This window comes from Roseovarius halophilus (ex Wu et al. 2025), from assembly GCF_047086965.1.
In genome coordinates this window covers 1-13,337 of record NZ_JBKOTX010000047.1, presented here as the reverse complement: position 1 = coordinate 13,337, position 13,337 = coordinate 1, and the positions used below count along the sequence as shown (strand labels likewise).

The following is a 13,337-nucleotide window of genomic DNA, read 5'->3' as shown; positions in this document are numbered from 1 at the left end:
TCGGGCGCGATCACGATAACGCGGTTCTCTTTGCAGTGGCAGGTCTGCTATAGCAGGCCGAATGCCCGGCAGAATACCGGCAGGGACGAGGGACATGCCCGAGACTTTGGAGACCGAAAGCCGCAAGCTGCTTGGTCGGCTGCGCGATGCCATGGCCGAAGACGATGCCGGCCAGGAACGCCTGGACCGGATCGTTGGGCTGATCGCCTGTTCGATGCGCACCGAGGTCTGCTCGATCTACCTGTTCCGCGATGCGGATACGCTGGAGCTTTGCGCGACCGAAGGCCTTGCCGCGGAGGCTGTGCACCAGACCCGGATGCGCGTGGGCGAGGGGCTGGTGGGCCGCGTCGCCAAGGCGCGTGACGTGATCAATACAGCCGATGCGCCGGCTGCCAGGGGCTTTCGCTACATGCCCGAGACGGGCGAGGAGCGCTTCTCCAGCTTCTGCGGTGTGCCGATTCAGCGGCTGGGCGACACCATGGGGGTTCTCGTGGTCCAGTCCAAGGCGGTGCGCGAGTTCACCGCCGACGAGGTCTACGCGCTGGAAGTCGTGGCCATGGTGCTGGCCGAGATGACGGAACTGGGCATCTTCGTAGGCGAGGGCGCGGCGCTTTCGGCCCGGCACCAGCAGCCGGTGATGTTCCGCGGCACCGTCGCGCAGGAAGGTGCGGCGGGGGGCAATGTCTTCCTGCACGAACCCCGCGTGGTGGTCACCAACCCGATCGCCGATGATCCCGAGACCGAGAAGGCCCGCCTGGCCGATGCGATCGACACCCTGCGGCTGTCGGTGGACCAGATGCTGGCGCGCAACGCGGCCGTCAGCGCCGACCAGAAGGACGTGCTGGAAGCCTATCGCATGTTCGCCAATTCGCGCAGCTGGCTCAAGCGGATGCAGGACGACATCGACAATGGCCTGTCGGCCGAAGCGGCCGTGGAAAAGGAACAGTCGCTGGCCCGGACCCGCATGGGGCAGTCCAAGGATGCCTACCTGCGCGACCGGTTGCACGACCTCGACGACCTGTCCAACCGCCTGCTGCGCATCCTGACCGGGCAGGGCAGCGATACCGGCGCGGACCTGCCAGAGAACCCGGTGCTGGTGGCGCGCAACATCGGGCCGGGCGAACTGCTGGACTACGGCAAGGTGCTCAAGGGGATCGTGCTCGAGGAAGGGTCCGTCGGCAGCCATGCCGCCATCGTGGCGCGGGCCTGGGCGATCCCGCTCGTCATCCATGCCAAGGACATCATCACCGAGGCCCTGAACGGCGATCCGATCCTGGTGGACGGCGAGCAGGGGATCGTGCACCTGCGGCCCGACGACACCGTGCGCTCGGCCTTTCGCGACAAGATCGCCATGCAGGCGGCGGCGCAGGAGCGCTATGCCTCGCTGGTCGATCAGCCCGCCACCACCCGCTGCGGCCAGACCCTTTCCCTGAATATGAACGCCGGGCTCATGGCCGATCTGCCCTCGCTTCCTTCGTCGGGGGCCGAAGGGGTGGGCCTGTTCCGGACCGAGTTGCAGTTCCTGATCCGCAACCAGATGCCCAAGCGGGCCGAGCTTTCGGCGCTCTATGCCCGGGTGATGGATGCGGCGGGCGACAAGCGCGTGGCCTTTCGCACGCTCGATATCGGGTCGGACAAGGTGCTGACCTACATGAAGCCAAACGACGAGCCCAACCCGGCCATGGGCTGGCGGGCGATCCGCGTGGGCCTCGAAAAACCGGGCGTGCTGCGGATGCAGTTGCAGGCGTTGATCCGGGCCGCCGCCGGGCGTCCGCTGACGGTGATGTTCCCCTTCGTCGCGCAACTGCAGGAATTCCGCGATGCCCGGGCCGAATTCGACAAGGCCATGGACCGCGAACGCCGCCTGGGCCACCCCCTGCCCGACACCGTCGAGGTCGGGGCGATGCTGGAAACCCCCAGCCTGGCCTTCGCCCCGGACCCGTTCTTCCGGGAAGTGGATTTCCTGTCCATCGGGGGCAACGATCTCAAGCAGTTCTTCTTTGCCGCCGACCGCGAGAACGAACGTGTGCGGCGGCGCTATGACACGCTCAACGTCAGCTTCCTGACGTTCCTGGAACAGCTGATCGACCGCTGCGCGGCGCTGGGCACCCCCGTCAGCTTCTGCGGCGAGGACGCCGGCCGGCCCATCGAGGCGGTGTGCTTCGCCGCGCTTGGCCTGCGGACGCTGTCCATGCGCCCGGCCTCGATCGGGCCGGTCAAGCACCTGCTGCGTCAGGTCGACCTGGACCGGGTCAAAGCGGCCATGGACGCGGCCCGGGTGCAGGGCGATCAGTCGGTCCGGCACGCCGTGATCGAGGCCCTGCGCGGCTGATCCGCGGCGCGACAGGCGCCGGCCGCGCGTCAGGCCTCGAGGATCGGCCGCTGCAGCCGCGCCAACTCGGCATGAAAGGCTGTCAGAACAGCCTCTTCCCCGTGGATGCGGGCCAGTGCGCGCAGCCCGAAGTGGACCTGCGCGACGCGGGTGTAGTAATCCATGAAGGCATAGTTCGTCCCCGCCCCGGCGGCGGCCCCCAGGACGGGCACCGCTTGCCCGGCCAGTTTCTGGCCGATCACCGTGGCAAAGCGCGGCGCGATCCGGGCCAGCAGCTTGTTGAGCGCCGCCCCCGTCAGGGTCAGCCGTGCCCCGATGAAAGAGGTGTCGATCCCGTCATCTCCCGTCCCCGGTCCGCCCGCGCCGAAGACCTGCAGGCATTGCAGGCGGGTCTCTTGCGATTTCGGGTCCTCGCCCCGGGCCTCGGCCACCGACTGGACCGAGCGGAAGATCACCGTCGTGGCCACGGGCAGTTCGGCCAGCGCCGTGGGTAGACCGCCAAGGCCCCCCAGCGCGCCCGAGAGCGTGGCGAGGGCCCGGTGCCCCCTGTCCGAGGCGGCGATGCGCGCCATGGCGCCCTGGCGGCTGCGCCCGGCCAGATCGTAAGACTGGCGCAGGGCGGCGCTTGCCGCCGCTTCGAGCCGGGCGCGCTGCTCAGGCGGAAGAAGTCGCAGACCATCCTCGACCTGGCCACCGACGAAGTTGATCAATTGCATCAACAGGCTGTTGGCCGCGTGCTGCCGGGCCGCAAGCGCCGCGATGGCGGCAAGGGCCGCGTCGTCAAGCGGTACGGGCGGCAGGTCTGGATTGACCAGGCGCATGGTCTCGGACTCGTCTGTCATGACCAGAAGATGGGGAGGGTGGGGGGCTTTTCAATTGCAAAGGGTCAATCGAACAGACGGCAAACCTCGCCGGCAATCCCGTCCCAGGCGCCGGGTTTCAGGGCCAGCCCCAGCACCCGGTCGGGATTGGTGGGGGGCGGCATCCGCACCTCGCTCAGCCGGTCGAAGCCGAAGCGCGCGTAATAGGGCGCATCGCCCACCAGGATGACCCGATCCCAGCCCTGGCGCGCCGCCTCGGCCACCTGCGCACGGATCAGCCAGCCGCCCAGCCCCTCGCCCTGGCGTGTCGGGTGCACGGCGACAGGACCCAGCAGGATCGCCCGTTGTGTGCCGATGCGCACGGGCCAGGCGCGGATCGCCCCACCCAGGATGCCATCGGCATCGCGCGACACAAGGCAGAGCGGGGCCACGGGCGGCACCCCGTCGCGCAGCCGATAGGAGGACAGTGCCTCGCGCCCGGGCGCGAAGCACAGGTCGAAAAGGGCTTCGACCTCCCACCAGTCCTCGTCGCGTTCGGGACGCAGGTCCATGCGCCGGTCTTTCTTGTTGTTTCCGCGATGCTCGGTAGCATGGGGGCCAAACCACGGCAAATGCTTGGAGAAACTGATGTTCTACCGTCCAGAAGAGGGCCACGGCCTGGCGCATAATCCCTTCGGGGCCATCGTTGCCCCCCGGCCCATCGGCTGGATCTCGACGCGCGGGGCGGAGGGGGTGGACAACCTCGCGCCCTATTCCTTTTTCAACGCGGTTGCCTATGAGCCGCCGCAGGTCATGTTTGCCTCGACCTCGGCCAAGCCCGACCGGGCGGGCACCAAGGACAGCGTGGCCAATATCCGCGACACCGGGGTCTTTGCGGTCAATATCGTCGCGTTCGAGGCACGGGAGGCGATGAACCGGACCTCGGGCGGTTGGGCGTGGGGCGTGGATGAGTTCACCGAGGCGGGCATTGCCAGAGCCGCCTGCGAGACGATCGATTGCCCGCGCGTGGCCGAGGCCCCGGCGGCGCTCGAGTGCCGGCTGACGCGGGTCGTGGACCTGCCCGGTGCTGCGAACATCGTGGTCTTCGGCGCGGTGACGGGCGTGCACATGCGCGCGGACTGCCTGGTGGACGGTCGCTTTGACGTGACCCGGTTCGTCCCGCTCGCGCGCTTGGGATATCGCGACTACACCGCCGTGCGCGAGGTCTTTGCGCTCAGTCGTCCGGGCGAGTCATGACGGCGCGTGACGGCGATGCGCCGCGCATTGCCGGGCCCGGCCCGGCACCATCGCCCCGTCCGCCGTCCCGGATGCCCGGAATTTCCGCAGGATTTCAAGTTGCCCCGGCGGTTTGCCCGCTTCACAACCGGGGCGGGTTTCGGCAATCTGGCCGAGGACCATGACGGAGGGTGCGATGGCGGCCATGATCGGGATAATCGGGGGATCGGGGCTGTATCAGCTGCCGGGGCTGGAGCGGGCCGACTGGCACCCCGTGGCGACGCCCTGGGGCGCGCCCTCGGACGATATCCTTGTGGGTGAGGTCGGCGGCGTCAGGCTGGCCTTCCTGCCGCGGCACGGGCGCGGGCACGTCCATGCCCCGAACACCGTGCCCTATCGCGCCAATATCGACGCGCTCAAGCGGCTGGGCTGCACGGATGTGGTCGGCGTCTCGGCCTGCGGATCTTTCCGCGAGGAGATGGCGCCGGGCGATTTCGTCGTCGTGGACCAGTTCATAGACCGCACCGTTGACCGGGCGCGCAGCTTCTTCGGCACCGGCTGCGTGGCCCATGTCAGCCTCGCCCACCCGGTCTGTGCGCGGCTGGCCGGGAGCTGTGCCGCTGCGGCAGAGGCCGCGGGCGTCACCGTGCATCGGGGCGGCACCTACCTGGCCATGGAGGGGCCGCAGTTCTCCGCCCAGGCGGAATCGCGGCTCTACCGCGATGTCTGGGGCTGCGACGTGATCGGCATGACCAATATGCCCGAGGCGCGGCTCGCCCGCGAGGCCGAGCTTTGCTATGCCTCGGTGGCCATGATCACCGATTACGACAGCTGGCACCCGGACCATGGCAGCGTCGATATCGCCGAGATCATCGCCACCCTTGGCGCCAATGCCGACAAGGCGCGCCGCACGGTCGCCGGGCTGCCCGAGCGGCTGGCGCATGACGCGGCCTGCCCGCATGGCTGTGACCGGGCGCTGGACCATGCCATCCTGACCGCGCCCGAGTCGCGCGATCCCGGCCTGCTGCGCAAGCTGGATGCGGTGGCCGGCCGCGTTCTGTGAAAGTTTCCTGAAAGGAGCCGCGCCCATGAAGACGCTGAAGGACTATATCCGCACGATCCCCGATTTCCCGCAGGCGGGCATCATGTTCCGCGATGTCACGACGCTGTTTGCCGATCCGCGCGGGTTTCGCATGGCGGTGGATCAATTGCTGCACCCCTACGCGGGCGCGAACATCGACGTGGTCGTGGGGCTGGAGGCGCGCGGTTTCATCCTGGGCGGGGCCATGGCGCACCAGCTCGGCACGGGCTTCGTGCCGATCCGCAAGGCGGGCAAGCTGCCCGGCGCGGTGATCGAGCAGCCCTACCAGCTGGAATACGGCGAGGCGGTGATGGAGATGCACGACGATGCCATCGCGGCCGGCCAGACGGTTCTGGTGGTCGACGACTTGCTGGCCACGGGCGGCACCGCCGAGGCGGGCATCCGGCTGATCGAGCGGCTGGGCGGTGCGGTCACGGGCTGCGCCTTTGTCATCGACCTGCCCGAACTGGGCGGGCGCAAGCGGCTGGACGCACTGGGCATGGAGGTTCATGCGCTGTGTGCTTTCGAGGGCGCCTGAGCGGTCAGTTCGCCTTGCGCCTGGGAACAAAGGGCAGGGGGGCCACGGGAATGCCATCCTCGATCAGCGCCTTGGCCTCGCCCGCTTTTGCTTCGCCGTAGATGGCGCGTTCGGGCGCTTTGCCCTCGTGCATGGCGCGGGCCTCTTGGGCGAAGGAGAGGCCGACATAGTCGCTGTTTTCCTCGATGTTCCGGCGCAGCGTGGCCATGGCCTGTTCGGCTTCCGATTTCGGGGCATCCAGCCTCGGGGCCGGATCTGCCCCGCCCTTGGCGATGCTGGGCGCCATCGGGCTGCGCCGCACACGGTTCGAGCCGCAGGTCACGCAGGCCACCTGGCCCGCGTCGCGCAGCGTCTCGTAGGCGGCGGAGGACTGGAACCAGCTGTCGAATTGATGGTCCCGGTCGCAGGTGAGCGTGTAGTGGATCATCGAGACCCCGGCGCACTGTTTCGGATCATTCCGAGATAGGGCCGTTTCCCGGTCTTGGCAATCAGACCAGTTTCGGATCGAAACGCAGGATCATCTGTCGCAACTCGGGTTCGTCGATCATCCGGGCGGCCTTGCGGCGGGGGACCCAACGGCGCTGGCGCTCCTTGCACTCGGGCCAGCGGCTGTGCGCTTTTTTCACCTTGAGCGGAAAGACGACGACCACGCAGGGCAGGGCATCAGTGTTGTGGGTCTTGTAGTAGCTGTAGACGCCAAGCGGGCGGTGGCGCACGCGCCCCTCGATCCCGGCCTCTTCCCAGGCTTCGGTCGCAGCGGCCTGGCCGGGGGTCTCGCCGTCCATGGGCCAGCCCTTGGGCACGAGCCAGCGCCCGGTGCCGCGGCTGCTGACCAGGCAGAACTGCAACTCGCCGTTTTTCACGCGATAGCAAAGCGCACCGAACTGGGTGCGGACATCGGTCTTGCCGGCCGCGCCAAGGCTGATCCGTGCCTGTTCGGTGTCCTGTTTTGCCATGCCTGCCGTCGTTGACTTGCTGCGGGCCGGACCCGCACGTCTTAGGGCACTACGATATCGCAGATTCTCCTCGCGCCAAAGGGTTATTCAGCAGATCGCGCGCATCAGGGGGTGATCCGCGGATCACGGGCGTCGCGGGCGGCCGCGCGCACGACCCCGGCTATGGTGGCCAGCCGGTCGGCCAGGGGGTTCGTCCGGCGCCAGATCATGCCGATGGTGCGCTGCGGCGCGGGGGCGGGAAACCGCGCGACCGAGACCGGGGCCGAGCGGGTCTCGACCGCGACGGCCATTTCCGGGATCAGCGTGACGCCGATCCCGGCGCCGACCATCTGCACCAGCGTGGACAAGGTCGAGCCGTCCAGCACCTCGCGCGGGGCGCGGGCCGGGCGGTTGCAGAACGACAGCGCCTGGTCGCGGAAACAGTGCCCCTCTTCGAGCAGCAGAAGGCGCATCTCGGGCAGGCGTTCGGGGGCCGGAACGGGCTGATCGGCGTCGGCTGCCGGCCGCACCAGCACGAAGTCCTCCTCGAACAGGGCGACTTCCTCCAGCGCGGGTTCGGACACCGGCAGGGCGACGATGGCCATGTCGATGCGCCCGCGCGTCAGCTCCTCGATCAGGGTTGAAGTCAGGGTCTCGCGCACGTTGATTTCCAGGCCGTCGTGCAGGCGCGACATCTCGCCGATGATGCGGGGCAGCAGGTAGGGCGCGATGGTGGGAATCACGCCGATCCGCAGGGGCCCCGCGAGGGGATCGCGCGAGGCGCGGGCCAGGTCGTCGAGTTCCTCGACGGCGCGCAGGATGTCGCGCACCCGCGCGGCGACCCGTTCCCCGAAGGCGGTCAGCCGGACGTGCCGCGGGCCACGCTCGAAGACCGGCGTGCCCAGCCGGTCTTCCATGTCCTTGATCTGCATGGACAGTGCGGGCTGGCTGACGGCACAGGCGGCCGCCGCCCGCCCGAAATGGCCGTGCCGGGCCAGGGCCTCGAAATAGTGCATCTGCTTGAGGGTCATCGACGCCATAACATAAAATTATCAAGCCAATCAGAATATTCAACTTAAACTAATTCCACCGAACGCCTATGTTGTTTGCAAGTCGATACACCGATTGGTGTGCCAACATCCCATACCCGGAGGACAAGATGGACGGAAACGACATTGATAAGGCGGGCAAGTGCCCTGTGATGCATGGCGGGCTCACGTCCGCCGAACCGTCGGTTACCGCATGGTGGCCAAAGACCCTGAACCTCGACATTCTGCATCAACATGACCGCAAGCCGGACCCGCTGGGCGACATCGATTTCCGCGAAGAGGTCAAGGAACTGGATTTTGACGCGGTCAAGGAAGACGTCAAGGCGCTGATGACCGACAGCCAGGACTGGTGGCCGGCCGACTGGGGCCACTACGGCGGGCTGATGATCCGTCTGGCCTGGCACTCGGCCGGGTCCTATCGCATCCAGGACGGGCGCGGTGGCGGTGGCCATGGCAACATCCGGTTCGCGCCGCTGAACTCCTGGCCCGACAACGGCAACCTCGACAAGGCCCGCCGTCTGCTGTGGCCCGTCAAGAAGAAGTACGGCAACAAGCTGTCCTGGGCCGACCTGATCCTGCTGGCCGGCACCATGGCCTATGAATCCATGGGGCTGAAGACCTACGGTTTCTCCTTCGGGCGCGAAGATATCTGGCACCCCGAAAAGGATGTCTATTGGGGCGCGGAGAACGAGTTCGTCGGCGACGCAAGCCAGCGTTACGAGGACATCCAGAAGCCGCACACGCTGGACCATCCGCTGGCGGCTGTCCACATGGGCCTGATCTATGTGAACCCCGAGGGGGTGAACGGCCAGCCTGACCCGATGAACACCGCCGAGCAGGTCCGCGTGACCTTTGCCCGCATGGCCATGAATGACGAGGAAACCGCGGCGTTGACCGCCGGGGGCCATACCGTCGGCAAGGCCCACGGCAACGGCGATGCCGAGGCGCTGGGCCCCGAACCCGAGGCTGCCGAGGTCGACAGCCAGGGCTTCGGCTGGGTCAATCCGCATCTGGACGGCAAGGCGACCAACGCCGTGACCAGTGGCATCGAAGGCGCCTGGACGACCAACCCCACCCAGTGGGACATGGGCTATTTCAAGCTGCTGTTCGGCTATGAATGGGAGCTGACCAAGTCGCCCGCCGGGGCCAACCAGTGGCGCCCTGTCGACATCCGCGAAGAGGACATGCCTGTCGATACCACCGATCCGACCAAGCGTGTCATGCCGATGATGACCGACGCCGACATGGCGATGAAGATTGACCCGACCTATCGCGCCATCTGCGAGAAGTTCATGGAGGATCCGGACTATTTCGCCGATACCTTCGCCCGCGCCTGGTTCAAGCTGACCCACCGCGACCTGGGACCAAACATCCGCTACATCGGCCCCGATGCCCCGCAAGAGGACCTGATCTGGCAGGACCCCGTGCCTGCCGGGCCCACAGGGTACGACGTGGCCGCCGTCAAGGCGAAGATCGCCGATGCCGGCCTGTCGGTGTCGGACATGGTCGCCACCGCCTGGGACAGCGCGCGGACCTTCCGTCAGTCGGACCTGCGCGGCGGCGCCAATGGGGCGCGTATCCGCCTTGCCCCGCAGAAAGACTGGGTGGGCAACGAGCCCGAGCGGCTGAACCTTGTGCTGGACGCGCTGGAACCAATCGCCAAGGAGACCGGCGCCTCGATCGCGGATGTGATCGTTCTGGCCGGGAACCTCGGGGTCGAGCAGGCCGCCAAGGCTGCGGGTGTCGACATCCAGGTGCCCTTCGCCCCCGGCCGCGGGGACGCCACCGACGAGATGACCGATGCCGAGAGCTTCGCCTATCTCGAACCGATGGCCGACGGGTTCCGCAACTTCATGAAGCAGGACTACGAAGTCGCGGCCGAGGAACTGCTGCTGGATCGTGCCCAACTTATGGGCCTGACAGCACCCGAGATGACCACTCTGCTCGGGGGCATGCGGGTTCTGGGCACCAACCATGGCGGGACCACGCATGGTGTGTTCACCAAGACGCCCGGCGCTTTGACGACGGACTTCTTCGAGACCCTGACGGACATGTCCTACAAGTGGGAGCCGACGGGCAAGAACGAATATGCCATCGTCGACCGCAAGACCGGCGAGACCGCCTACACCGCCACCCGCGTGGACCTGGTGTTCGGCTCCAACTCGATCCTGCGGGCCTATGCCGAGGTCTACGCCCAGGACGACGCGAAAGAGAAGTTCGTCAAGGACTTCGTCGCCGCCTGGACCAAGGTCATGAACGCGGACCGCTACGACCTGGCCTGATCCGCGCGATAGCATCGGAAAAAATGAGAAACGGCGCCCGCGGGGCGCCGTTTTTTTCGTGCAGCGGTCTGTCTCAGACCATCATGTTGCGGGGATTGCCGATCAGGGCAGCATAGTGCGCCAGGAACCGTGCGGCCTCGGCCCCGTTGATCACGCGGTGATCGTAGGACAGGTCCAGCGGCACCATGGGCACCGGGCGCGGCGTGTCGCCATCCCAGACCGTGACCGTCTCGGTCCGGGTGATCCCGAGGATCGCCACCTCGGGCGGGTTCACGATGGGGGTGAAGGCCGTGCCGCCGATCCCGCCGAGGTTGGTGATCGTCATCGAGGCGCCGCCCATTTCATCCGGCCCGATCTTGCGGGCCTGGGCGCGGGCGGCGAGGTCGGCAATCTCCGCCCCGATCTGCCACAGCCCCTTGGTGTCCGCATCGCGGATCACCGGCACCATCAGCCCGTGCGGCGTATCCACGGCGATGCCGATGTGGACATAGTCCTTGAGCACCAGCGTCTCGCCATCCGGCGTGAGCGAGGCGTTGAAGCGCGGAAAGCCCCGCAGGCTGCGGGCGAGGGCCGCAACGTGGAAGGCCAGAGCGGTCAGCTTGACGCCGCGCGCCTGCGCCTCGGATTTCAGCGGCTTGCGGAAGGCCTCGATGGCGCTGACATCGGCGCGGTCGTGATGCGTCACCGCCGGGATCAGCGCCTGCGCGGCGGCAAGGTTCTTCGATGCCACCTGCGCGAAGCGGCTCATGGGTTCCTCACGCACCGGGCCGTATTGGCTGTGATCCACGTCCCAGTAGGAGGTGTCGCCGCCGTCCCCGGCAGGCGCGGCGGCGGGGCCGGTGATGTCCTCGGGGCCGATCGTGGTGCGGCCGAGGCGCCTGGCCAGGGCCTCGATATCCACGTCATTGTCCCGCGCCAGGCGGCGGGTGGAGGGGCTTGCGATGATTTCCGACATTACCACCCCCTACCAGCTGGCCGAGATATACTGGGTTTCCATGAACTCCAGCATGCCCTCGTGCCCGCCCTCGCGGCCCAGGCCCGACTGTTTGACGCCGCCAAAGGGCGCGGCCGGATCGGAGACCAGCCCGCGGTTGAGGCCGACCATGCCGAACTCGAGCTGCTCGCAGACCTGCATCGCGCGCTTGAAGTCTTCGGAGAAGACATAGGCGACAAGGCCGTATTCGGTGTCATTGGCGCACCGGATCACCTCTTGCTGGTCGGAAAAGGTCTGCAGGGCTGCGACGGGGCCGAAGATCTCGTCATGGACACAGTCCGCATCCTCGGTGACGCCTGACAGCACCGTGGGCGGGTAGTAATACCCTTTCCCATCGGGCACCGTGCCACCGCATTCGATCTTGGCGCCCTTGGCCACGGCATCGGCGACGAAGGCGGCGACCTTGTCGCGGGTGTCGGCATTGACCAGCGGGCCGACATCCACGGACGGGTCGGTGCCGTCGCCCAGCTTGAGCGCGGCCATGCGCTCGGTCAGGCGGCGAGTGAAGTCCTCGGCCACGTCCTGATGCACGTAGATGCGGTTGGCGGCGGTGCAGGCCTCGCCAAGGTTGCGCATCTTGGCCAGCATGGTGCCCTCGACCGCGGCCTCGATGTCGGCGTCCTCGAAGACGATGCAGGGGGCGTTTCCGCCCAGTTCCATGGCCGGTTTCAGCACCTGGTCGGCGGCGGATTTCAGCAGTTTCTGCCCCACTCCGGTGGAACCGGTAAAGCTGACCACCCGCACGCGGGGATCATGCAGCAGGTGATCGACCAGCGCGCCGGTGCGCTTGGACGGCAGCACGTTGACCAGGCCCCTGGGCACGCCTGCCTCTTCCAGCAGGGGCATCAGCGCCAGCATGGTGAGCGGGGTTTCCGAGGCGGGTTTGATGATCACGCCGCAGCCTGCGGCCAGCGCCGGGGCAATCTTGCGGGTGCCCATGGCGGCAGGGTAGTTCCACGGCGTGACCAGCACGGCCAGACCCGCCGGCTTGTGCTGCACCACGATGCGCGCGCCCGAGGCGGGGGCATGGGTGTCAGGCCATCGGCGCGCACGGCTTCTTCGGCGAACCAGCGGAAGAATTCGGCGGCATAGGCGGCCTCGCCCCGTGCATCGACGCCGGCCTTGCCGTTCTCCAGCGTCATCAGGTGGGCGAAGTGATCCAGGCGTGCGGTCATCAGGTCCCAGGCCTTGCGCAGCACCTCCGAGCGGTCGCGCGGGCTGCGTGCGGCCCAGTCGGCCATGGCCGCCTCGGCGGCATCGAGGGCGGCGTCGGCGTCGGCAATCTCGGCCGAGGGGACCGAGGCCAGCACCTCTTCGGTAGCGGGATTGATCACGTCGAACCGCGTGTCGGTCGCGCGCCATTCGCCGTTTATGTAGAGATCGGTATAGTCCATGTCGGTCTCCAGGTCAGAGCAGGTGGCGGAGCGGTTGCTCCACCCGGCCCGCGAAGTCGGTCAGAAGCTGGATCGCGGCCCGGGCGTCCATCTGGGAGGGGGCGCATTCCAGCGTGAGGGTCAGGCCCGCCGCGTTCGGCGTCAGGGTCAGAACCGGAGTCGGCTCGCCGCCCATCTCGATGCTGCTCAGCCGGCTGCCGCGCAGGTCGCGCAGGACCAGGGCCGGCGCCTCCTCGGTCTCGGCGACGCCCGAGAGGGCGCGGTCGGCGGGCAGGGCATAGGTTCTTGTCTGTCCGTATCGCTCCACCGCGACGGGGCCGGACTCGGGCATGGAGGAGGCCGCCAGTGCGGCAAGGATGACATCGGCATCCGACAGGCCATGCGCCTCGGCCGCCCATGCCGCAAATCCCGGCATGCCATCTTCGGGGACCTCTGCCACAAGACGGCGGCTGGCTGCGCCTGGCTCGGCTGCGGGGGAGGCGGCGGGCAGGCTGCGCAGGGTTTCAAGATCGCTGACATGGTAGGGCTGCGGATAGCCCGCCTCGGCCAGACGGGCCAGGTCGAGCCCCTGTTCCAGCGCCAGCCGCCGCGCCTTGGGCGAGGCAAGGATGCGCCCGCCCGTTGGCCGCGGCGCAGCCGGGGCCGGTTTCCGGGCCGGTCTGGCCTCAGGCTCCGGCCTTGCATCCTGTGCGGGGG

11 protein-coding genes and 2 pseudogenes are annotated in these 13,337 nt (G+C 67.8%); 5 read left to right on the top strand and 8 right to left on the bottom strand.

Annotated features, from left to right (window positions below; genetic code table 11):
* Positions 1-94: 94 nt before the first annotated feature.
* Positions 95-2,332: a phosphoenolpyruvate--protein phosphotransferase gene (ptsP, locus tag ACH107_RS11725; protein WP_310702693.1), complete on the top strand. Its 2,238-nt coding sequence runs from the start codon at positions 95-97 to the stop codon at positions 2,330-2,332.
* Positions 2,333-2,361: 29 nt separating this feature from the next.
* Here the strand turns inward: ptsP and ACH107_RS11720 are convergent, their stop codons facing one another.
* Both ACH107_RS11720 and ACH107_RS11715 read right to left on the bottom strand, forming a co-directional pair.
* Complete coding sequence (locus ACH107_RS11720) at positions 2,362-3,174, bottom strand: EcsC family protein (protein WP_412506025.1); 813 nt, start codon at positions 3,172-3,174, stop codon at positions 2,362-2,364.
* A gap of 44 nt (positions 3,175-3,218) precedes the next feature.
* Positions 3,219-3,704: a GNAT family N-acetyltransferase gene (locus ACH107_RS11715; RefSeq protein WP_412506024.1), complete on the bottom strand. Its 486-nt coding sequence runs from the start codon at positions 3,702-3,704 to the stop codon at positions 3,219-3,221.
* A 76-nt stretch (positions 3,705-3,780) separates the two neighbouring features.
* Between ACH107_RS11715 and ACH107_RS11710 the strand changes: the two genes are divergently transcribed.
* From ACH107_RS11710 to ACH107_RS11700, 3 genes are all read left to right on the top strand, one after another.
* The gene (locus ACH107_RS11710) at positions 3,781-4,389 is read left to right on the top strand and encodes a flavin reductase family protein (protein ID WP_412506023.1); all 609 of its coding nucleotides are present in this window, start codon (positions 3,781-3,783) and stop codon (positions 4,387-4,389) included.
* Positions 4,390-4,564: 175 nt separating this feature from the next.
* The gene (locus tag ACH107_RS11705) at positions 4,565-5,431 is read left to right on the top strand and encodes an S-methyl-5'-thioadenosine phosphorylase (protein ID WP_412506022.1); all 867 of its coding nucleotides are present in this window, start codon (positions 4,565-4,567) and stop codon (positions 5,429-5,431) included.
* Between the two features lie 25 nt (positions 5,432-5,456).
* Positions 5,457-5,987 carry an adenine phosphoribosyltransferase gene (locus ACH107_RS11700; protein WP_412506021.1) on the top strand — a complete coding sequence of 177 codons (531 nt, stop codon included), beginning with the start codon at positions 5,457-5,459 and terminating at the stop codon, positions 5,985-5,987.
* 4 nt (positions 5,988-5,991) lie between these two features.
* On the opposite strand, the gene ACH107_RS11695 is transcribed toward ACH107_RS11700, so the two are convergent.
* The 3 genes from ACH107_RS11695 to ACH107_RS11685 all read right to left on the bottom strand — a co-directional run bounded on the left by ACH107_RS11695 (position 5,992) and on the right by ACH107_RS11685 (position 7,962).
* Positions 5,992-6,414: a DUF1178 family protein gene (locus tag ACH107_RS11695; RefSeq protein ID WP_310691411.1), complete on the bottom strand. Its 423-nt coding sequence runs from the start codon at positions 6,412-6,414 to the stop codon at positions 5,992-5,994.
* Between the two features lie 61 nt (positions 6,415-6,475).
* Positions 6,476-6,943, bottom strand: coding sequence for an NUDIX hydrolase (locus tag ACH107_RS11690; protein WP_412506020.1), 468 nt, complete (start codon positions 6,941-6,943; stop codon positions 6,476-6,478).
* A 104-nt stretch (positions 6,944-7,047) separates the two neighbouring features.
* On the bottom strand, positions 7,048-7,962 hold the full coding sequence (locus ACH107_RS11685; protein ID WP_310702694.1) for a hydrogen peroxide-inducible genes activator: 915 nt from the start codon (positions 7,960-7,962) through the stop codon (positions 7,048-7,050).
* Between the two features lie 119 nt (positions 7,963-8,081).
* Here ACH107_RS11685 and katG point away from each other — a divergent pair, with 119 nt between their 5' ends.
* Positions 8,082-10,253, top strand: coding sequence for a catalase/peroxidase HPI (gene katG, locus ACH107_RS11680; protein ID WP_412506019.1), 2,172 nt, complete (start codon positions 8,082-8,084; stop codon positions 10,251-10,253).
* Positions 10,254-10,326: 73 nt separating this feature from the next.
* On the opposite strand, the gene ACH107_RS11675 is transcribed toward katG, so the two are convergent.
* The 3 genes and pseudogenes from ACH107_RS11675 to ACH107_RS11665 all read right to left on the bottom strand — a co-directional run.
* On the bottom strand, positions 10,327-11,208 hold the full coding sequence (locus tag ACH107_RS11675) for a 2-oxo acid dehydrogenase subunit E2 (RefSeq protein WP_412506018.1): 882 nt from the start codon (positions 11,206-11,208) through the stop codon (positions 10,327-10,329).
* A gap of 9 nt (positions 11,209-11,217) precedes the next feature.
* Positions 11,218-12,641, bottom strand: a pseudogene (locus tag ACH107_RS11670) (NAD-dependent succinate-semialdehyde dehydrogenase).
* 13 nt (positions 12,642-12,654) lie between these two features.
* A pseudogene (locus tag ACH107_RS11665) lies at positions 12,655-13,337 on the bottom strand (pyruvate dehydrogenase); the annotation flags it as partial.

What these genes read in the sequence shown, in the direction of transcription:
- ACH107_RS11710 (WP_412506023.1), top strand. Translation starts at nt 3,781, where the DNA reads ATGTTCTACCGTCCAGAAGAGGGCCACGGCCTGGCGCATAATCCCTTC.
- katG (WP_412506019.1), top strand. Translation starts at nt 8,082, where the DNA reads ATGGACGGAAACGACATTGATAAGGCGGGCAAGTGCCCTGTGATGCAT.
- ACH107_RS11685 (WP_310702694.1), bottom strand. Translation starts at nt 7,962, where the DNA reads ATGGCGTCGATGACCCTCAAGCAGATGCACTATTTCGAGGCCCTGGCC.
- ACH107_RS11700 (WP_412506021.1), top strand. Translation starts at nt 5,457, where the DNA reads ATGAAGACGCTGAAGGACTATATCCGCACGATCCCCGATTTCCCGCAG.
- ACH107_RS11705 (WP_412506022.1), top strand. Translation starts at nt 4,565, where the DNA reads ATGGCGGCCATGATCGGGATAATCGGGGGATCGGGGCTGTATCAGCTG.
- ACH107_RS11695 (WP_310691411.1), bottom strand. Translation starts at nt 6,414, where the DNA reads ATGATCCACTACACGCTCACCTGCGACCGGGACCATCAATTCGACAGC.
- ptsP (WP_310702693.1), top strand. Translation starts at nt 95, where the DNA reads ATGCCCGAGACTTTGGAGACCGAAAGCCGCAAGCTGCTTGGTCGGCTG.
- ACH107_RS11675 (WP_412506018.1), bottom strand. Translation starts at nt 11,208, where the DNA reads ATGTCGGAAATCATCGCAAGCCCCTCCACCCGCCGCCTGGCGCGGGAC.
- ACH107_RS11715 (WP_412506024.1), bottom strand. Translation starts at nt 3,704, where the DNA reads ATGGACCTGCGTCCCGAACGCGACGAGGACTGGTGGGAGGTCGAAGCC.
- ACH107_RS11720 (WP_412506025.1), bottom strand. Translation starts at nt 3,174, where the DNA reads ATGACAGACGAGTCCGAGACCATGCGCCTGGTCAATCCAGACCTGCCG.
- ACH107_RS11690 (WP_412506020.1), bottom strand. Translation starts at nt 6,943, where the DNA reads ATGGCAAAACAGGACACCGAACAGGCACGGATCAGCCTTGGCGCGGCC.